The organism is Amycolatopsis sp. PSD-21 (assembly GCF_055561455.1).
Genome location: NZ_CM145712.1, coordinates 574,799 through 594,147, shown reverse-complemented (window position 1 = coordinate 594,147; position 19,349 = coordinate 574,799). Strand labels below are relative to the sequence as shown.

The 19,349-nt window shown below is 70.2% G+C and carries 19 protein-coding genes; 5 read left to right on the top strand and 14 right to left on the bottom strand.

Features of this window, described 5'->3' with window-relative positions:
* Positions 1–88 precede the first annotated feature (88 nt).
* From ACZ1DY_RS03125 to hemL, 3 genes are read right to left on the bottom strand one after another with little or no spacing between them, the layout of a single operon-like run.
* Positions 89–670: a TlpA family protein disulfide reductase gene (locus ACZ1DY_RS03125; protein ID WP_257489365.1), complete on the bottom strand. Its 582-nt coding sequence runs from the start codon at positions 668–670 to the stop codon at positions 89–91.
* Complete coding sequence (locus tag ACZ1DY_RS03120; RefSeq protein ID WP_126733229.1) at positions 667–1,299, bottom strand: histidine phosphatase family protein; 633 nt, start codon at positions 1,297–1,299, stop codon at positions 667–669. The genes ACZ1DY_RS03125 and ACZ1DY_RS03120 overlap by 4 nt, the downstream gene beginning before the upstream one ends.
* Positions 1,296–2,600 (bottom strand): glutamate-1-semialdehyde 2,1-aminomutase, encoded by a 1,305-nt coding sequence (gene hemL / locus ACZ1DY_RS03115; protein WP_465483560.1) that lies wholly within the window; start codon positions 2,598–2,600, stop codon positions 1,296–1,298. Before hemL ends, ACZ1DY_RS03120 begins: the two co-directional genes overlap by 4 nt.
* 121 nt (positions 2,601–2,721) lie before the next feature.
* Here hemL and ACZ1DY_RS03110 point away from each other — a divergent pair, with 121 nt between their 5' ends.
* Entirely contained in the window at positions 2,722–3,213 is a 492-nt protein-coding gene (locus tag ACZ1DY_RS03110) for a TspO/MBR family protein (RefSeq protein ID WP_465483559.1), read from the top strand.
* Here ACZ1DY_RS03110 and ACZ1DY_RS03105 read toward each other — a convergent pair.
* From ACZ1DY_RS03105 to hemB, 4 genes are all read right to left on the bottom strand, one after another.
* The gene (locus ACZ1DY_RS03105; RefSeq protein ID WP_126733226.1) at positions 3,206–3,589 is read right to left on the bottom strand and encodes a hypothetical protein; all 384 of its coding nucleotides are present in this window, start codon (positions 3,587–3,589) and stop codon (positions 3,206–3,208) included. The genes ACZ1DY_RS03110 and ACZ1DY_RS03105 overlap by 8 nt on opposite strands.
* Positions 3,567–4,019 (bottom strand): hypothetical protein, encoded by a 453-nt coding sequence (locus ACZ1DY_RS03100; protein WP_465483558.1) that lies wholly within the window; start codon positions 4,017–4,019, stop codon positions 3,567–3,569. The genes ACZ1DY_RS03105 and ACZ1DY_RS03100 overlap by 23 nt, the downstream gene beginning before the upstream one ends.
* Complete coding sequence (locus ACZ1DY_RS03095) at positions 4,016–4,567, bottom strand: hypothetical protein (protein WP_126733224.1); 552 nt, start codon at positions 4,565–4,567, stop codon at positions 4,016–4,018. Before ACZ1DY_RS03095 ends, ACZ1DY_RS03100 begins: the two co-directional genes overlap by 4 nt.
* A gap of 185 nt (positions 4,568–4,752) precedes the next feature.
* Positions 4,753–5,724 (bottom strand): porphobilinogen synthase, encoded by a 972-nt coding sequence (gene hemB, locus ACZ1DY_RS03090; RefSeq protein ID WP_257489370.1) that lies wholly within the window; start codon positions 5,722–5,724, stop codon positions 4,753–4,755.
* Positions 5,725–5,845: 121 nt separating this feature from the next.
* Between hemB and ACZ1DY_RS03085 the strand changes: the two genes are divergently transcribed.
* Positions 5,846–7,132, top strand: coding sequence for an Nramp family divalent metal transporter (locus ACZ1DY_RS03085; protein WP_126733222.1), 1,287 nt, complete (start codon positions 5,846–5,848; stop codon positions 7,130–7,132).
* A 573-nt stretch (positions 7,133–7,705) separates the two neighbouring features.
* Here ACZ1DY_RS03085 and ACZ1DY_RS03080 read toward each other — a convergent pair.
* The 7 genes from ACZ1DY_RS03080 to ACZ1DY_RS03050 form a co-directional block, all read right to left on the bottom strand.
* Positions 7,706–9,238 carry a bifunctional uroporphyrinogen-III C-methyltransferase/uroporphyrinogen-III synthase gene (locus ACZ1DY_RS03080; RefSeq protein WP_034310603.1) on the bottom strand — a complete coding sequence of 511 codons (1,533 nt, stop codon included), beginning with the start codon at positions 9,236–9,238 and terminating at the stop codon, positions 7,706–7,708.
* A gap of 60 nt (positions 9,239–9,298) precedes the next feature.
* Positions 9,299–10,246, bottom strand: coding sequence for a hydroxymethylbilane synthase (hemC, locus tag ACZ1DY_RS03075; protein WP_185927118.1), 948 nt, complete (start codon positions 10,244–10,246; stop codon positions 9,299–9,301).
* A gap of 85 nt (positions 10,247–10,331) precedes the next feature.
* Positions 10,332–11,729, bottom strand: a complete 1,398-nt coding sequence (locus ACZ1DY_RS03070) for a glutamyl-tRNA reductase (protein ID WP_465483557.1) — start codon at positions 11,727–11,729, stop codon at positions 10,332–10,334.
* A gap of 1 nt (position 11,730) precedes the next feature.
* Positions 11,731–12,558 carry a redox-sensing transcriptional repressor Rex gene (locus tag ACZ1DY_RS03065; RefSeq protein ID WP_371878877.1) on the bottom strand — a complete coding sequence of 276 codons (828 nt, stop codon included), beginning with the start codon at positions 12,556–12,558 and terminating at the stop codon, positions 11,731–11,733.
* Positions 12,559–12,806: 248 nt separating this feature from the next.
* Complete coding sequence (locus ACZ1DY_RS03060) at positions 12,807–14,339, bottom strand: molybdopterin-dependent oxidoreductase (RefSeq protein ID WP_465483556.1); 1,533 nt, start codon at positions 14,337–14,339, stop codon at positions 12,807–12,809.
* Positions 14,340–14,396: 57 nt separating this feature from the next.
* The gene (locus ACZ1DY_RS03055) at positions 14,397–14,633 is read right to left on the bottom strand and encodes a glutaredoxin family protein (protein ID WP_038520134.1); all 237 of its coding nucleotides are present in this window, start codon (positions 14,631–14,633) and stop codon (positions 14,397–14,399) included.
* 11 nt (positions 14,634–14,644) lie between these two features.
* On the bottom strand, positions 14,645–16,129 hold the full coding sequence (locus ACZ1DY_RS03050; RefSeq protein ID WP_465483555.1) for an AMP-binding protein: 1,485 nt from the start codon (positions 16,127–16,129) through the stop codon (positions 14,645–14,647).
* A 293-nt stretch (positions 16,130–16,422) separates the two neighbouring features.
* Between ACZ1DY_RS03050 and ACZ1DY_RS03045 the strand changes: the two genes are divergently transcribed.
* The 3 genes from ACZ1DY_RS03045 to ACZ1DY_RS03035 all read left to right on the top strand — a co-directional run bounded on the left by ACZ1DY_RS03045 (position 16,423) and on the right by ACZ1DY_RS03035 (position 19,318).
* Positions 16,423–17,121, top strand: coding sequence for a sigma-70 family RNA polymerase sigma factor (locus tag ACZ1DY_RS03045; RefSeq protein ID WP_126733218.1), 699 nt, complete (start codon positions 16,423–16,425; stop codon positions 17,119–17,121).
* A 109-nt stretch (positions 17,122–17,230) separates the two neighbouring features.
* Positions 17,231–18,319, top strand: a complete 1,089-nt coding sequence (locus ACZ1DY_RS03040) for a DUF5667 domain-containing protein (protein ID WP_465483554.1) — start codon at positions 17,231–17,233, stop codon at positions 18,317–18,319.
* Positions 18,320–18,415: 96 nt separating this feature from the next.
* The gene (locus tag ACZ1DY_RS03035) at positions 18,416–19,318 is read left to right on the top strand and encodes an HAD family hydrolase (RefSeq protein ID WP_192747707.1); all 903 of its coding nucleotides are present in this window, start codon (positions 18,416–18,418) and stop codon (positions 19,316–19,318) included.
* Positions 19,319–19,349 lie beyond the last annotated feature (31 nt).

Genomic DNA, 19,349 nt, shown 5'->3' with positions numbered 1-19,349 from the left:
CCGAACGGGACCTACGTCGCACCCGGTCAGGACCTTGGTCCCGGTCGGCGGATCGCGTTTAGCGGGCTAAACGCGATCCGGGCGGGGGTCAGGCGGGTTCGGCGGCCAGGCGCTGGACGACGGGCAGCAGGTCCGACGCCAGCAGTTCCCGCAGGAACACCGCCGCGACCCGGTGCTGTTTGTCCAGCACGATCGTCGACGGGATGATGTTGCGCGGATAACCCGAAAGCTGCAGCAGCGTCCGCCCCGACGGGTCGTAGATCGACGGGTACGTCAGCTTCCGGTCCCGCATGAAGTCCTGCGGCGGCTTCCGGTCGTTGTCGCGCAGATCGATGCCGATCACCTCGACGCCCGACGCCTTGGTCTGGTCGTAGACCTTCTGCATCTCCGGCGCCTCGACGCGGCACGGCCCGCACCACTGGCCCCACAGGTTCAGCACGATGACCTTGCCGGGGAAGTCCGCGATCGAAAGCTGTTTGCCCTCGTTCATCAGGTCGTCGCCGGACAGCGTCGGCGACGGCTGGCGGTCCGCGACGTCGTAGGTGATGTCGACCTTCCCGCCCGGCGAAACGAAGTTGAACGAACCGCCGGTGACGACGGCGTCCTTGCCGGTGGTGCAGCCGGTGACGACGAGCGCCAGCCCGACGACGGCCGCCACGAGTCGCTTCATGCCCCGGTCACCTTCGGGTCGGTCGTGCCGGCGGGCTCGCTGTAGACGATCCGCACGAGCTCCTCGCCCTCGAAGACCAGGCTGGTCAGCGACGCGAGGGAGCACTGCCGGTTACGCGGGTCGTGCCAGAGCCGCTTCGCCTCCAGAAACCGCCGGACGGTCCAGATCGGCAGCTGGTGCGAGACGCACAGCGCCTCGTGGCCCTCGGCCGCCCGCCGCGCGCGATGGATGGCGCCGAGCATGCGGTGCGCGATCTCGACGTACGGCTCGCCCCAGGACGGCCGGAACGGGTTGACCAGCTTCGGCCAGTGCTTCGGCTGGCGAAGGGCGCCATCGCCGACGGCGACCCGCTCGCCTTCGAACTGGTTGTCCGCCTCGATGAGCCGATCGTCGGTGTCGACGTCGAGGCGGTGCGCGGCGGCGATCGGCGCCGCGGTCTCCTGCGCGCGCTGAAGCGGCGAAGCGACCACGTGCGTGATGTCGTGCGTCGCGACGGCTTCGGCGACCGTCAGCGCCTGACGCTGTCCGCGGTCGGAGAGCTTGAAGCCGGGCAGGCGGCCGTACAGGATCCCGTCCGGGTTGTGCACCTCACCATGGCGGAGCAGGTGCACGATCGTCGTCGCGCTCACGCCTGGACCGCCTCGGCGGCGGCGCGGGCGGCGACGCGCAACGCGGACTCGATGATCTCGAACTCGGCGTCGCCCATGGCCGCGTTGACGAACCACGCCTCGTACGCGCTCGGCGGCGCGTACACGCCGTTGTCCAGCAGCGCGTGGAAGAACGCCGGGAACCGCCAGGTCTCCGAGGCCTGCGCGCCCGGGTAGTTCGTCACCGGGTTCTCGCTGAAGAACACGCTGACCAGGTTGCCCGCGTACTGCACGGTGTGCGTGACACCCGCCTCGGTGAGTGCCCGGCCGAACAGGTCGCCGAGCCGCTTCGCGTTGGCGTCGAGGGCCGCGTACACGGCGTCGTCGGCCGCGCGCAGCGTCGCGAGCCCGGCGGCGACGGCGACGGGGTTCCCCGACAGCGTCCCCGCCTGGTACACCGGCCCACCCGGAGCCAGCTTCGCCATCACGTCGGCGCGGCCGCCGAAGGCCGCGGCGGGCAGCCCGCCCGACATCACCTTTCCGAAGGTGTACAGGTCACCGGCGACGCCTTCGAGGCCGAACCAGCCCGCCTTCGAGACGCGGAACCCGGTCATCACCTCGTCCATGATCAGCAGCGCGCCGTGCTCGCGCGCGATCTCCTTGAGCCCGGCGTTGAAACCGTCGAGCGGGGCGACTGCGCCCATGTTGCCCGCGGCGGCTTCGGTGATGATCGCGGCGATCGCGTCCGGATTGTCCACAAAGGACTTCCGGACCGCGTCGAGGTCGTTGTAGGGCAAGACGATCGTGTCGGCCGCCTGCGCGCCGGTGACCCCGGGAGACGTCGGGAGGCCGAGGGTCGCGACGCCGGAGCCCGCTTCGGCGAGCAACGCGTCGACGTGGCCGTGGTAGCAGCCCGCGAACTTGATGATCTTCGCCCGGCCGGTGAACCCCCTGGCCAGCCGGATCGCGCTCATCGTCGCCTCGGTGCCGGAGTTGACCAGGCGCACCTGCTCCACCGGCTCGACGCGGCCGATGATCTCCTCGGCGAGCTCGACCTCACCGCGCGTCGGCGTGCCGAAAGACAGGCCGTCGAGAGCGGCTTCACGGGCGGCGGAGACGACGTCCGGATGCGCGTGCCCGAGGATCATCGGGCCCCACGACGAGACCAGATCGACGTAGCGGTTGCCGTCGGCGTCCCAGAGGTACGGACCCTCACCGCGCACCATGAACCGCGGGGTGCCGCCGACGGAGTTGAAGGCCCGCACCGGGGAGTTCACCCCGCCCGGGACCACGGCCTTCGCTCGTTCGAACCATGCCTTGGACTGATCGACTCCGGTAGTCACGTCCCCAGTCTCGCAAATCGCCGGGGACACCCGCCGCCGAGTCCTCGCCGTTCCGGGCATGGCGTGACCAGGCCCACTAGGGTGGGAGCACTCCCGCCGAAACCCTCGCGGAGGAATCCACGTGTCCACGGTGCCGTCACCACCGACCCACCACCGTCGCCTGCGCTGGCAGGCCTTGGCGGGATTCATCGCCATGGCGGCGATCGTGGGGATCGTGGCCGGGCTGGCGGTGGCCACCCGCACCGAGACGCACAACGCGCTGGCCCGTCCGTCGTGGGCACCGCCGGGCTGGCTCTACGGCCCGATGTGGTCGGTCCTGCTGCTCATGGTCGCCTTCGCGGGCTGGTTCTACTGGCGCACCGACGGCGAAACGCGCGGCTTCGCCTTCTACGGCGTCTGCCTGCTGCTGACCCTGCTGTGGACGCCGCTCTTCTTCGCCGGCGGCGCGCACGTCCTCGCGCTGGCCGACGTCGTCGTGCTCGACTTCGTCGTGCCCGTCACGATGGCGGAGTTCGGCCGCCGGTCGAAACTCGCGGCCTGGCTGCTCGTGCCGTATCTGCTGTGGCTGCTGTTCTCGACCGCGGTCAACGCCGCGGTCGTGTTCCTCAACTGAGCTTCGGTTCCTTGGGCTTGCGGCCCTTGGCCCGGACGGCGAGCAGGAACTGGCGGATCGCGTCCACCACCAGGATCGCGGCCAGCACGCCCAGCCCGATGGCGCCGGCGAGCGGGCCGCCGAAGTAGCGCTGCGATTCGAGCGTCGTTTCACCGTAGGAGATCACGACCGGGACGACACCGGCCTTCCAGCAGGCGAAGGCACCCCACACGGCGAGCGCGGCGAGGATCAGTTCGACCGCCCCCACCACGGCGCGCAGGGGTTTGTGCAGCCGGGCGTCGCGCCGGGAGTCCTCCGGTGGCCACAGATCGGCGCCGGTCGGCTGGGGAAGGTCGATCACGGTGAGCAGTTTCTCATGACTCTGAGGTGCGGGCACGCACCAAATCCCCGAGAGCCGCACGGAGGGCGTCCGGATCCTTGGCCCAGGCGCGCACGAAAACGCCGTCTTCGAGTTTCAACCCGACTTCGCCGTACTTCTTGGGGATCGTCCAGCCTCCACCGAGGACCCGCGAGCCGACCGGGGCCTCGTCTTCGAGCACCTCGGCGATCCGGGCCACTTCGAGCGTTTCCCGGCCTTGGCGGTAGCCGTCCGCGGTGACTTCGAGCGAGAGGTACCGGCGGCGCGCGTACACCCAGGGCACGGTGATCGCCACCAGTCCTGCCGCGACCAGGATCCAGGCGAGCCAATGGACCGGGCCGCCCGTCGCCAGTTCCGCGAGCAGCCCGGCGAGCGCGAACAACGGCGCCCAGAGCAAAGCCGTCCAGCCCACGCCGGGTTCGTCGTAGAGGGACGGCTCGGCGGTCATGGCAGCGTGCGCCCGACCTTCGGGAAATGGTCGGCGACGCTGGGCAGGTACATGAGCACCAGCGCGATCGCCACCAGCAGGGTGGAAACCAGCAGGAACACGTTGAGCGAACCGCGCAGGATCAGCAGTTCCACCAGCACCAGGAAGACCGCGCCCACGGTGAGGACCGTCCTGGCCGACCGCGTTCCCTCACGGGCCTTGTACGCGAACAGCGCGAACAGGACCGCGAAGGTGAGCGCGCCGCCGAACAGCATCCAGAGGAGCGTGTTCACGCCGGAGGCGACCTGCGCCGGATCGGCGGGCTGGCCGGGAACCGGGTTCTCCCTGATCTGCTTGAGGATCCCCTCGGTCAGCTCGTCCTTCAGCACCAGCAGGGCGATCTGCCCGGCCACGAGGACGACGCCGGCGAGGATCCACAGCCAGAACGAGATCGCGACCGGCTTCGGCACCGTGATCTTCGGTGGCTTCTGGCCGGGCAGGATCGGATCCGGTGACATCCCCCGCTTGCGGCGCTCGTCGTCCGTTTCGTCGGCTCTGCTGTCGCTCACGCTGGGCAGCCTAGAGGGTGGCTCAGACCGCCGTCGACCGGTCGGGTGAGGACACGCGCGCGCGTTTCTGTTTGGCCGGAGGCCTCGGGTTTGCGGAGGCGGGCCGCCGACACGGCTGGGTGAGTGCTCGCCCGCGGCCGCGGCCCGGCTACGGAAATCCGAAAGCGCGCCTCGAGAGATACTGCCTAGTCCAGCCAAGCTGCGGCTTCGGCGGCCCAGTAGGTCAGGATCATGTCCGCGCCGGCGCGGCGGATCGAGGTCAGCACCTCGAGGATCGTGCGCTCGCGGTCGAGCCAGCCGTTCGCCGCGGCGGCCTCGACCATCGCGTACTCCCCCGAGATGTTGTACGCCGCGACGGGAACCGTCGACGTCTCGGCGGCGGCCCTGATGACGTCCAGATAGGACAGCGCGGGCTTGACCATGACCATGTCGGCGCCCTCGGCGATGTCCAGCTCGATCTCGCGCAGCGCCTCACGCACGTTGCCCGGATCCTGCTGGTACGTCTTCCGGTCGCCCTTCAGCTGCGAATCGACGGCCTCGCGGAAGGGGCCGTAGAACGCGCTGGCGAACTTCGCCGAGTACGCGAGGATGCCGGTGTCGGTGCGGCCGGCGCGGTCGAGCGCGGCGCGGATGACGCCGACCTGACCGTCCATCATGCCGCTGGGGCCGAGCAGATGCGCCCCCGCTTCCGCCTGCGCCAGACCCATCTCCGCGTACACGCGCAGGGTCGCGTCGTTGTCGACACCGCCGTCGGCGTCGAGGACGCCGCAGTGGCCGTGATCGGTGAACTCGTCGAGGCACGTGTCCGCCATCAGGACCGTCGCGTCGCCGAGCTCGGACCTCAGGTCGCGCAGGGCGACGTTGAGGATGCCGTCCGGGTCGATCGCGCCGGAGCCCTCGGCGTCGCGCGTCTTCGGGATGCCGAACAGCATCAGGCCGCCGACCCCGGCGTTGACCGCGTCGACGGCGGCCTTGCGCAGCGTGTCGCGGGTGTGCTGGACGACGCCGGGCATGCTGGAGATCGGGCGGGGCGTGTCGATGCCCTCGGCCACGAACATGGGAAGGATCAGCTGGCGCGGGCGCAGCGTCGTCTCACCGACCAGCCTGCGCATGGCCGGAGTGGTACGGAGCCTGCGGGGACGATGTTCGGGGAACACCCCTACGACGGTACTCCCGCCCGCTTGAGAGGCGGTGAACGGCCGAACCTTTCCTAAGGATCGGTAAAGAGTCGCCTTTGTCCGATTCCCGTGCGGTGTGACGTGGGTTACCTTCCCCTGCATGTCGAGCTCAACGGTGACCGACCAACTGGAAGAACCGCCCGTCGGCTGGCGCGCACGGCTGCGCCAGGTCGGGCCAGGGATCATGGCCGCGGCGACCGGGGTCGGCGCGGGCGACCTCGTCGCGACGATGGTGGCCGGATCGCGCTTCGGGTACACGCTGCTGTGGGCGGTGCTCGTCGGCACGATCTTCAAACTCGCGCTGGCCGAAGCCGTCGGCCGCTGGCATCTGACCTCGGGCCGGACGATCCTGTCCGGCTGGCGGACGCTGGGGATCTGGGCGCTGATCTACTTCGGGATCTACGCGGTGATCTGGGGCTTCGTCTACGGCGCGACCGCGATGTCCGCGTCGGGCCTGCCGCTGAACGCCCTCTTCCCCGCGCTTTCGGTGCGGTACTGGGCGATGATCTGCGGTCTGCTCGGCTTCGCGCTGGTGTGGTTCGGGCGCTACGCGATCATCGAGAAACTGATGACGGTGCTCACCGGCGTCATGTTCGTGACCGTGGTCGGGACCGCGATCCTCGTCGTGCCGAACTTCGCCGAACTGTTCAAGGGTGCCGTCCCGACCCTGCCCGACGGCTCGCTCGTCTACGTCCTCGGCCTGGTCGGCGGCGTCGGCGGCACGATCACCATGGCGGCGTACGGCTACTGGACGCTCGCGAAGGGCTGGCGCTCGTCGAAGTGGCTCCCGATGATGCGCACCGACAACGCCGTCGGGTACGTCATGACCGGGATCTTCGTGATCGCCATGCTGATCGTCGGCGCGGAACTGCTGATGGGCCAGAAGATCATCTCGGGCGACAAGGGCCTGCTGTTCCTCGGCGACACCCTCGCCGCGGATTACGGGCAATGGGCGCGGATCCCGTTCCTCATCGGCTTCTTCGCCGTTTCGTTCACGTCGGTGATCGGTGTCTGGCACGGCGTGAGCCTGCTCTTCGCGGACTGGTGGCGCATCCTGCGGCTGCCCAAGGACGCGACGGAAAGCGTTGAGACGTATGAGAAGAAGGCCGGCGAGCGCAGTGCCGCGTACCGGGGATACGTGCTGTGGCTGACCTTCCCGCCGATGGCGTTGCTGTTCCTGGACCAGCCTTTCCAGCTCACCGTGATCTACGGCGTGCTGGGCGCGTTGTTCATGCCGTTCCTGGCGGCGACCCTGCTGGTGCTGCTGAACACTTCGCGGGTGCCACGGGAAGGACGCTCGCGGTGGCTCTCGAACGGGCTGCTGGGCGTGTGCCTGGCGATGTTCGCGTACCTGGCGTACACGGAGGTCGTGAAGTTCTTCAACTGAACCGTGTTCTGGCGCGGTGCCGGACCGCGTCCTTCACTGTGTCACTGTGTGGATTTCGGTGCGTTGGATGACCTGAAATCCACACAGTCCGGCGCGACCGTCCCTGTCACGACCGGTTCAGGAGGGTGTGTGGAAATAGGGACACTCAACGTCCCAATTTCCACACACCCTCAACAGAACCAAGCGGGTCGCACTGGTCGACAACCCGGCGTCGATCCATCTCACCCCGTCATCGACGACGATCTGGAGCCTCCTGCCCACCGGGGACTCGGTGAACCACACGGTGAGGGCGGAGACGGGAGAACTGTCGGACACCTTGGACCGCGCAACCGGCCGGGGCGCAGACCTCGACGGGGGTGGCGGCGGCCGCCGTACCCGGAAATCCGAGGCCACGGCACCCATGGCGGCGACGGCGAGAACGAGAGATTTCATGATCACTCCCCGGCGACTGCCGGAATCACCGAGGCTATGACCGGCCGCTACCCACCCGGCGAAGTTCCACTAAGTACGTGAAGGCCCCCTTCGCTGCGTCTAGCGCAGTGAAGGGGGCCTTCACGTACTTCAAGCGACCGGTCAGGAGCGGCGGGCCCGCTTCGCCTTGCGCGGCGGCGGAAGCGCGCCTTCGGCACGGAGCCGGGCGGCGTGCTCGGCGAGCGCGTCGACCAGGTGCGGGACGTCGGCCTTCTCGGGCTGGACGTCGACCCGCAGCCCGAACTCCACGGCGGTCTCCGCGGTCTTCGGGCCGATGCACGCGACCAGCGTGCGGGTGTGCGGCTTGCCGGCGATGCCGACGAGGTTCCGCACGGTCGAGGACGAGGTGAAGCAGACCGCGTCGAAACCGCCGGTCTTGATCATCTCGCGGGTCTCGGCCGGCGGCGGCGCGGCCCGGACGGTGCGGTACGCGGTCACGTCGTCGATCTCCCAGCCGCGTTCGCGCAGGCCGGCCGAAAGGGTCTCGGTGGCGATGTCCGCCCGCGGCAGCAGCACGCGGTCGACCGGGTCGAGGACGTCGTCGTACGGCGGGAACTCGGCGAGGAGGCCCTCCGAGGACTGCTCGCCCTCCGGGATCAGCTCGGGGATGATGCCGAACGAGCGCACCTTCGCGGCGGTCGATTCGCCGACGCAGGCGATCTTCACGCCGGAGAAGGCGCGGGCGTCGAGGCCGAACTCCTCGAACTTCTCCCACACCGCGCGGACGGCGTTGGTCGAGGTGAAGACGATCCACTGGTAGCGGCCGTCGACGAGACCCTTGACCGAACGCTCCATCTGCGCGGGGCTGCGCGGCGGCTCGACCGAGATGGTCGGGACCTCGTGCGAGGTGGCGCCGTGGCCGCGAAGCCGCTCCGCCATCTCACCGGCCTGCTCCTTGGTGCGCGGCACCAGGACCTTCCAGCCGTACAGCGCGCGCGACTCCCACCACGACAGCTTCGAGCGCTGGCCGACGGCCTGGCCGATGGTCACGATGAGCGGGCCGACGAGCTCGCCCGCCTCGTTCGCGACGGTGGCCAGCGTGGTGTCCAGGGTGCGCTGGGTGTTGATGGTGCCGTTGGACGTCACCGCGACCGGGGTGGTCGGCGCCAGCCCGTGCTCGGTCAGCGCGGACGCGGCCTCGGCCAGGTGCGCCGACGTCGCGTGCAGCACGATCGGGCCGGGGGTGGCGGCCAGTGCGGCCCATTCGACGTCGCCGCGGACGTCGACCTCGGTGTGCGTGCCACCGAGAGCGACACCGGCATACGCCGGGACGGCCGCGCCGGGCGAGACGCCCGGGATGATGTCGAACACGGCGCTGGTCCGGGAAACGGCCTGCACCTCGGCGACGACGGCGGGCTGGGTCAGCGGGTCACCGGCGATGAGCCGGAGCACCAGCCGTCCGGCCTTGGCCTCGTTCACCAGGTCCTTGGCGACCTCGGTGGCCTCGCCGACGGCGGGGCGCACTTCGGCGCCTTCGGCGGCGAAGGCCAGGACGCCGGCAGGGACGTCCGGATCGGTCACCACGACCTCGGCCTTGGCGAGCAGCTCCTGAGCGCGGACGGTCAGCAGACCGGCGTCACCGGGGCCCGAGCCCACGAAGGCGACACGCCCGGTGGTCTTACGCGCGGGGGTCATCTGTGCGTTCTCCTCTTGAGCGGCCGCAGTCGAGCGCGGCCCTACCTTCAACGTTCTGACTCACTGGGCGGGGCCGGACAGCGCGCCGGCCCCCAGGTCGAGCAGCTCGGCGGCCAGTGTCCGGCCGAGCTGATCGGCTTCGTGCTTGTCGGCGAGCGCGGAAGCGCGCACCATGTCGACCGCGTCCCCGTCCCCTTCGACGGCGGCGGTGCCCCGCAACGAGATCCGCTCGACGACCCGCCCTTCGGCGTCCAGGTCCTCGACGATCTCCGCCAGCGCTCCGACCGGTGCGCTGCACCCGGCTTCCAGCGCCGCGAGCAACGCCCGTTCGGCGGTCGCCACGGCACGGGTGCCTTCATCGTCCACTGTGGACCCGAGCAGGTGCTCGATGTCCACGTCACCGGTCCGGCACTCCACCGCCAGCGCGCCCTGTGCGGGCGCGGGCAGCATCTGGATCGGGTCGAGGGTCTCGGTGATCTCCTCCGCCCGGCCGATCCTGGCCAGTCCGGCACGCGCCAGGACGACGGCGTCCAGCTCTCCGTCGCTCACCTTGCGCATGCGGGTGTCGATATTGCCTCGGATCGGCACGATTTCCAAACCGAGACCGAGCGCGCGCAGCTGCGCGGTCCGCCGCGGCGAGCCGGTGCCGACGGTCGAACCGGGCGGGAGCTCGCCAAGGGTCAGCCCGTCACGGGCGATCAGCGCGTCGCGCGGGTCCTCGCGGGGCGGCACGGCGGCGAGCGTGATGCCCGGCTCCGGCTTCGTCGGCAGGTCCTTGTACGAGTGCACGATGACGTCCACTTCCTCGCGCAGCAGGGCTTCGCGCAGCGCGGAAGTGAAGACGCCGACCCCGATCGTCGGGATCGGCGCGGACGATTTGTCGCCAGGGGTCGTCACGGTGACGAGCTCGACCTCGGCCCCGGTGGCGCGCAGGGCGTCGGCGACGGTGCCGGTCTGCGCGAGGGCGAGTTTGCTGCCGCGCGTCCCGATGCGGATGACTCTGCTCACTGATGATCACTGTCCTTTTTCGCGGTGCGGCGCGCGACCGCGATCGCGCCGCCAGGGCGCCCGTGCACTTGGAACTCGCTTGTCATTACTCGGCGCTCCGCCGTCGCGATAGCGGGGCGTCCGGCCGGAGCGCGCGCGACGGGTCGTTTCCCGAGGCCGGGATCGGGCCGCGCTCACCGCCGGCACCCTTCGGCGCGGTGGGACTCGCCACCGCGGCGGGCGCCTGCGGGTCGAGACAGAAGAGCTCGCGCAGCGCGTTGGCGTAATCGGTGTCGGCCGTCTCGGCGGCCAGCTGCTTGACCCGCACCGTCGGCGCGTGGAGCAGCTTGTCGACCACGCGGCGGACCGTGCGGCCGACCTCCTCGCGGACCCCGGGTTCGAGGTCCGGCAGGCGGTTGTCCAGCCGCAGCAGCTCGGCGTCGACCACCTCGGCCGCCCGGCGCCGCAGCGCCGTCACCGTCGGGGTGACCTCGGCGCTGCGCTGGCCGGCGAGGTACTCGCGCACCTCGTCGAGCACGATGCCGGTGGCCTTCGCGGTCTGCCGTTCGGTGGTCGGGGTGCCCGCTTCCCGCATGCGGCGCTGGATGGTCTCGAGATCGACCACGGTGACGTCGGCCAGCTCGGCGACGTCGTGGTCGACGTCGCGCGGGAGGCCGAGATCGCAGACGACCAGCGGGCGCCCGGCGCGGGCCGGGACGTGCGCGGCGGTGAAGACCGCGGCCTGCGCGCCGGTGCAGCAGACGACGACGTCCGCCTCGGCGACCGCGTCCGCGATGCCGCTCATCTGGACGGCCTTGGCGGGCACTCCCTGCTCGACGCTCGCGGCGGCGAGGCGGGCGGCCCTGGCCTCGGTGCGGTTGGCGATGGTGATCTCGCCGATCCCGGATTTACGCAGGTGGGACGCGGTCAGCGCGCCCATCGACCCGGCGCCGACGATCAGCGCGTGCTTGCCGGCGATGTCGCCCGCGGCGGCCAGCGCCTCGGAGACCACCGACGCGCCCAGCTGGTCGAGGCCGGTCTCGGTGTGGACGCGTTTGCCGACGCGCAGCGTGGTCTGGATCAGCTCGTGCAGCGTGCGGCCGACGGTGCCCGCCTCACGCGCGGTGGCGTACGAGGACCGGATCTGGCCGAGGATCTGCGTCTCGCCGACGACCATCGAGTCCAGCCCCGAGGTGACCGAGAACAGGTGCTCGATCGCGGCGCCCGCGTAGTGCACGTACAGCGAGTCGTAAAGGTCCGCGGGCTGCATCCCGGCCTGGCGGGCCAGCACGTCGGAGACGTCGTTCAGACCGCCGTGGAAGGTCTCGACGACGGCGTAGACCTCGATGCGGTTGCAGGTCGAGACGAGGATCGCCTCGCTGACGTGCTCGGCCTGCTGCAGTTCGTGGAGCACCTTGGTCACGTCGGTCGCGGGGACCGCGACACGTTCCAGGGTGCTCAGCTCGGCACTGCGGTGCGAGAGCCCGACCGCCAACACGCTCATTTCAGCGCACCACCATTCCGTTGCCGTGGCCGTTCACGCTGCCATTGTCGGCGCCCCCGGGGCCACCGTCTCCTCCGCCGTTGCCGTTAGCGGCCAGATCGGCGCGGCGAGCGACGTGGAACGACAGGATCTGCAGCTCGACCGCGAGATCGACCTTGCGCACCTCGATATGTGCCGGAACCTGCAGCACCACCGGGGCGAAATTCAGGATGCACTGCACGCCACCTGCGACGAGCCGGTCGCAGACGGACTGCGCGGCGGTGGGCGGAGTGGCGATGACGCCGATGGAGATCTGCCGTTCGGCGCAGACTTTGGGGATCTCGTCGAGATGCGAGACCGGGAGGCCGCCGACCGGGACGCCGACCAGATCGGGGTCGAGGTCGAACAGCGCCTCGACCGGGAACCCGCGGCCGGGGAACCCGCCGTAGTTGGCCAGCGCGTGCCCGAGGTTACCGATACCGACCACGGCGACCTTGTGCTTGCGGGTCAGGCCGAGGATCCGCTCGATCTGGCTGACCAGGACCTGGACGTCGTAGCCGACGCCGCGGGTGCCGTAGGAGCCGAGGTAGGACAGGTCCTTGCGCAGCTTCGCGGAGTTGACGCCCGCGGCCTGCGAAAGCTCCTCGCTGGAGATCGTCGTCGCGCCCTGCTCGGCCAGCCCGGAGAGGACACGGAGGTACACGGCGAGGCGGGCGACGGCGGCTTCGGGGATCGACTTCGCGCGGACCGCTTCGGGTTCGGCGGTGGCCTCGACGGCCGGCATCTCCGCGGTGGGCGCGTTGTCGGCGTCCGGTGTCACCCGGGTACGCCGGCCTCGTTGCGACACCACGCTTGTCCGCTCCCTCTGGTCCCTGCTGACGACATGAATCGCCCGAACCTGGAAATCGGCTCTTGACCCGCGGCGCTGAGTCCGGTTCGATGCCGGGCGCTTTCGGAGGCGACGTATCTACGGTAGCCACTTGTGAACGCAGGCACAAAGTCACAGGTAGAGGGGATGACGCACCCCACACCCGGCATTTCCCGCGTGAAGGCCCCCTTCCCTCGGCTGAGCCGCGTGAAGGGGGCCTTCACGCGGGTTCAGCGCGCGTTGACCGACACCGTGTGCCAGCCGGTGGCGCCGTCGGGCACGGTTCCGGCCCGCTCCGGTGTCTGCGTGTAGCCCGACTGGTCCGTCGCCCGGACGGCGATCTCGTGCTGACCAGGGGCGATCTGGACTTCGGTCCACCACATCCGCCAGGTGTCCTTCGACGTCTCCGCAGACAGGACGGCTTCCTGCCACGGCCCCTGATCGACCCGGACCTCGACCTTCGCGACGCCGGTGTGCTGCGCCCACGCGGTCCCGGAAACCACGACCTTGCCCGCGTTCACCGCCGAGCCGGGCGCGTCGATCCGCGACTGCGTCTTCACCGGCGCTTCCCTGGCCCAGCCGCGGCCGAGCCAGTACGCCTGGCGCTCCTCCCAGGTGGTGATCTCCAGTTCGGTGACCCATTTGGTGGCGGACACGTAGCCGTAGAGGCCGGGGATCACGATCCGCGCGGGGAAGCCGTGCTCGATCGGGAGCGGTTCGCCGTCCATGCCGAGGGCGAGCATCGCGCCGCGACGCGGGTCCAGGGCGGCTTCGACCGGGGTACCGCAGGTCCAGCCGTCGACGCTGGTCGCGAACATCTGCTCGGCGCCCGGTTTCACGCCCGCTTCGTTCAGCAGGTCGCGCAGGTCGATGCCGATCCAGCGGGCGTTGGAGATGTACGGGCCGCCGACCTCGTTGGACACGCAGCACAGGGTGACGTCGCGTTCGATCAGCGGCCGCGAGCGCAGATCTTCATACCGATAGGTGACCTCGCGGTCGACCATCCCGCGGATCTGCAGGCTCCAGTCCTCGGTGCGGACCTGCGGGACCACCAGCGCCGTGTCGATCCGATAGAAATCCTTCGAAGGAGTGAGGTACGGCGGGGTGCCGAGCTTCGCGAAGTCCGCGTCGGGCGGGATCGGCGGCGCGGTCCTCGCCGCGACGAGCCTGCCGACGGCGGCCCGCGACTCCTCGGCGTTCTTCCTGGTCCCGACGATCTGGCCGGTCAGCGCGGCGACACCGGCCCCCGCCGCGACGGAGGCCCCGGTGATCAGAACCTTCCGCCGGTCCGGACCCTCGCCTTCGCGGTCGTCGAAGAACACCTTCGGGCGGAAGAACGAATGCAGCCGGGTGAACACGACGAGCGCGACGACGGTGGCGATCACCGGCGCCAGCAGCGCGATCTGCCCGAGGTCGGTGCGCACGAAGACGGCGGCCACACCCGCCGCGCCGAGCAAGCCGACGATCACCTGGCCCGGCAGCGGATTGCGGCGCGAGAGCTGCCCGGCGAGCAGCGCGAACAGCACCAGCACGACGGCGAGGCCGATCTTGAGGACGAACTTGTCCCACGTTTCCAGCGTCTGCTCGGCCCACGCGACCACCGCGTGCGGGCTGTGGTCGATGACGAAGTTCGCGACGGCGACGAACGGCGAGGCCGTGTACCCCACGAAACCCGCGACGAGATGCCCCACGCCGAGAGCGGCCACCAGCGACAGAAGGCCGGTCAGCGCGGCTTGGGAAGAGGTGAGCCTGCGTTCGTCCACGACTCCATCTTCGCCACGGATGCGCCCGGAGGTCGCCCGATCGCCCTTACGAGACTGTTACGCCAGCGCCTTCCGGAGCCTGTCCTCTTCGACACGCCAGTAGCCGTGCTCGGCGTCGTCGACGAGGATCACCGGCACGCGGTCGCCGTATTCGGCCCGCCATTCGGGGTCGCTGTCGACATCCTGCGCCGACCAGGCGACACCCAGCTCGCCGCAGATCCGCTCGATGTCCTGTTCCGCGACCTCGCACAGGTGGCAGCCCGTGCGGGTCATGACGGTCACGTGATGCGCCATGCCGTCAATCTTTACCTGAGGCGCATCCTGCGCAGCTTCCCGGTGGCCGAATGCGGCAGGGACTCCGCGAACTCGACGGTGTGCGGCACCTTGTACCCCGCCAAATGCTCCGCGCAGTGCTCGACGACCTGCTGCTCCGATAGCGAAGCGCCGGGCGCCGGGACGACCACGGCCTTCACCGCTTCGCCGGTCCGCTCGTCGACGACGCCGACGACGCCCGCCTCGACGACCTCGTCCAGCATCGAGATCACGTTCTCGACCTCGTGCGGGAAGACGTTGAAACCGTTGACGATGATCAGGTCGTTGGCGCGGTCCACCAGGTGCAGGTCGCCGTCGGTGTCGAGGTAGCCGACGTCGCCGGTGCGGAACCAGCCGTCCTCGTCGGGGCCGTGCGAGCCGTCGGGCCAGTAACCGGAGAACAGGTTCGCGCCGCGGATCGACACCAGGCCGGTGCCGCCGTCCTCGTCGAAGGCGTCGCCGAGATCGTCCGGGTCCAGCGGGACGGGTTCGGCGTCGCCGTCGCTGTCGACCAGCCGGAGCTCGACGCCGGGCAGCGGCCGCCCGACCGAACCCGGCTTCGGGTAGCCGGTGACCAGCGTCGTGGTGACCACCGGCGCGCATTCCGTGAGGCCGTAGCCCTCGTAGACGTCGAGGCCGGTGGCGCCGCGGAGCGCGGTGAGGATCTTGGGGTGCAGCGGCGCCGCACCCGAGGTCATCCGCCGGACGGTGGACAGGCCCCGGCCGAGTTCTTCCGGGTCCATCGCGGCGAATTCGGCGTACATCGCGGGCACGCCGGCGATCGACGTGATCCGGTACTCGGCGCAGTCGGCCAGCGTGCGCTCGGCGAGGAACCGTTCGGACAGGATCGCCGTCGCGCCGACCGCCGTGGTCTGCAGCAGGCCGGGACCGAGGCCGTAGACGTGGAACAACGGGATGGTGATGAGCACGCGGTCGCCGTGCACGAGCGGTGTGGGGACGATCCGGCTCAGCTGGTCGAGGTTCGCCAGCAGCGCCCGATGCGACAGCATCACGCCGCGCGGCGGGCCGGTCGTGCCGGAGGTGTACGAGATGACCGCTATGTCCTCGCCCGCGCCGGACGCGTCGACCGGTTCGACTGCTCCATCAGAGGTAACCGGCGGTGAGAGGCTTGTCACTCCATCGGGGAGATCCTCGGTGACTTCGCGTTCGAGGACAAGGCGTGCGCCGCTGTGCTCCAGCAGCCCCTTCAGCTCCGCCGCCGGGCCTTGCGGCGAGATCGGCACGACCACCGCGCCCGCCCGGAGCGCCCCGAACAGCGAGACGGCGAACGCGGCCGACGTCGGCAGCCGCAGCGCCACCCGGTCGCCGCGCTCGATTCCCGCGTCGAGCAGGGCGCGGGCCAGCGCGTGGGCGGCGTTGTCGAGCTCCGACCAGGTCAGCGCGACCCCGCCGCCGGTCTCCTGGACGGCCGCCTTGCCAGGCCACTGACGGGCGGCCTCGGCGAGCAAGGTGGGCACGCTTCCTTCGGCAACCTGCTCCGCGCTCAACTGCGAACCTCTTCCCTCGGTGAAACGGCGTTGTCAGTTTGTCATCTCGGCCACCGTCATGGGTGTCACTCGCTTTCGTCGCAGTTCCGTAACCCCGGCACCGCTACCTACTTCGCGGTAACTACACGTATGCTGCTGGGCGTCGTCGAGTGGTGTTGATCACTCGATGGTGAGAAAGGGAGTCCGGACGTGCAGATCTTGCAGGCCCACGCGGCGGTGGGACATGCGGGCCGGTCATCCCTGTCCGGAACGGGAGGTGGACCGTGACTCTTCCCGCGCCGAACCCCGTCTCGATGCTGGCGGGCCACATCCTCCGCCGCAGCGGCTTCCCCGCGGCGCCCGCGGCCCGGCCCAAGGCGGAAGAAGGCTCAGACGCCGCCGAAGCCGCGAAAGCCGAAGCGTGGGAGCTGGTCAGCGCCGCGCAGGGCGGCGACACCTCCGCCTTCGGGCGGCTCTACGACCGCTACGTAGACGTCGTCTACCGCTACGTCCTGTTCCGCCTCGGCGACCGGGACCTCGCCGAGGACGTCACCAGCGAGACGTTCCTCCGCGCGCTTCGCCGCATCACGTCGGTGAGCTACCAGGGGCGTGACGTCGGCGCCTGGTTCGTCACGATCGCGCGCAACATCATCCTCGACCACGTGAAGTCGAGCCGGTTCCGCCTCGAAGTGGTCACCGACGAGGTCGCCGAGCCCAACGGCGCGCCGATCGGGAACGTCGGCGTGCAGGCGGTCGCCGGGCCCGAACAGCAGGCCATCAGCCGCGCCACCCGGGCCGAACTGCTGCGTTGCGTCGCCGAACTCGGCGAGGATCAGCGCGAGTGCATCGTGCTGCGGTTCATGCAGGGGCTTTCGGTCGCCGAGACCGCGGCGATCATGAAGCGCAACGAAGGAGCCATCAAGGCCCTTCAGCACCGCGCGGTACGCCGTTTGGCACAACTTCTGCCCACCGGATTGCGTTAAAGTCCCATATTTGTCCCTCACCGGGCCTTGCCGTAACCCTTGGGCGTCCCCGCTCGTTTTCTCAGCCAGACCGGTGTCAGGACCGGGCTGAGCAGATGGAGACTTCGCCGTGGGCGTGCCGGGATGGTTCGCGCGGGAGCGGGCGGACGGTGACCGCTTCGCCGACCTTGTCGACGGCACCGCGTCCCCGGAGGACGACGAGTTCGCTCGTGAGCTCGCCCTTGTCGGCGGTTTGCGCGAGCTGGGTGCCGGCGGCGCCCCCGACGCGGAGACACGGCAACGCATCCGTGACGAGATCGCCGGACGGCTCGCCGAGGCCGAAGCCGCGCCGAAGCGCCGCGGTCACGTTGTCGCCAACCTCGCCGCGGCCGCCGTCGCGCTCGTGCTGGCCCTGGGCGGCATCACCCTGCTGCTGTCCAAGGACGCGCTGCCGGGCGATCCGCTGTACGGCATCAAACGAGCGGGTGAATCGGCCGCGCTCGGGCTCACCTTCGACGAGCAGGACAAGGCCAAGAAGCATCTGGAGTTCGCCGCGAACCGCGTCGGTGAGCTCGACGAGCTGACGCGGCAGGGCGCGCCCACCGACGCCTACTTCACCGGCCTCACCGATTTCGAGACGGATCTGCGCGCCGGTGTCTCGCGGCTGACCGCGCTCGTCACCGATCAGGGTGGCCAGACCCGGCTCGCCGAGCTCCGCACCTGGGCGCGGAACCAGTCCGACCGGCTCGGTCTCCAGGTCGAGCACGCGCCCGCCGAGGCGCGCGACAAGTTCTCCGCGGCGCGTGCCCTGCTCGACAAGGTCCAGGAGCGCACGACGGATCTCGGCTCGCGGCTGGTCTGCTACACGATCACCACGGGCTCTTCAGACGAACTGGGCGCGGTCCCGGCCGCCGGTGACTGCGTCCGCGACCCCGATTCCCCCCACGCGGTCCTGCCGCCGGTGACGTCTTCCCCGCCGTCGTCGGCACCGACCGGGTCGCCGGCGCCGGTGTCCTCCGCGCCGCCGTCGTCCGCCGTGGACACCGCGGCCCCGACCGGACCGATCGCGCCGCCGACCGGAGGCACGCCGCCGCCCGTGGTACCCGTCCCCGGCCCCACGAACCTGCCGCCGCTGCCGACGACCCCCACCACGCCGAAGCCGCCGCTCATTTCGATTCCGCCGCTGATTCCGGGATTACCGCCGATAACCATCGGCTGACTCGGTGTCACGTGAGGCAGGCACCACACCCGGGACAGCGTGCTCGGCCGCTCGCTACGCTGTGCACAGGCACCTGGGATTCCGGAGGCGGTGTGCGTGTCAGTTTGGCGGGGCAAGGATAAGAGTCAAGAGCTCGAACGACTGGCCGAGCTGGCGGGCGAGGCGTCGGCCGAGGCCGCCATGGCGACCGCGTCCGCCGAAGCACTCGAACCGCCCGCGCCGCCCGCACCGCCGGACCTGACCGCGGCCGCGTTCTTCGACGTCGACAACACCATGATGATGGGCGCGTCGATCTTCTACTTCGCCCGCGGCCTGGCCGCGCGCAAGTTCTTCACCTCCGCCGATCTGGCCGGATTCGTCTGGCAGCAGGTGAAATTCCGGCTCGGCGGCCGGGAGAACAAAGAGGACATCAAGACCCACCGCGAGCGCGCACTGTCCTTTGTGGCCGGCCGCACCGTGCAGGAACTGACCGACATCAGCGAAGAGATCTACGACGAGTTGATGGCGGACAAGATCTGGTCCGGCACCAGGGCGCTCGCGCAGATGCACCTCGACGCCGGCCAGCGCGTCTGGCTCGTCACCGCCACCCCGATCGAGCTCGCCGCCATCATCTCGCGGCGCCTCGGCCTCACCGGCGCGCTGGGCACCGTCGCGGAGACCAAGGACGGCGTCTACACCGGCCGTCTCGTCGGCGACCTGCTGCACGGCCGGGCGAAGGCTCACGCCGTCCGGGCGCTGGCGTCACGCGAAGGGCTGAATCTCAAGCGCTGCACGGCGTATTCGGACTCGCAGAACGACGTCCCGATGCTGTCGGTCGTCGGGACCGCGGTCGCGGTGAACCCGGACGGCGGCCTTCGCGACGTCGCACGCGCGCGCGGCTGGGAGATCCGTGACTTCCGGACCGGGCGCAAGGCGGCGAAGATCGGCGTGCCCTCGGTGCTCGGCGTCGGTGCCGTGGCCGGCGCCGTCGCGGCCGGGATGGCGTACCGGAAGCGCTGAACCCACGCATTCAGTCCTCTGGATGCGGGTC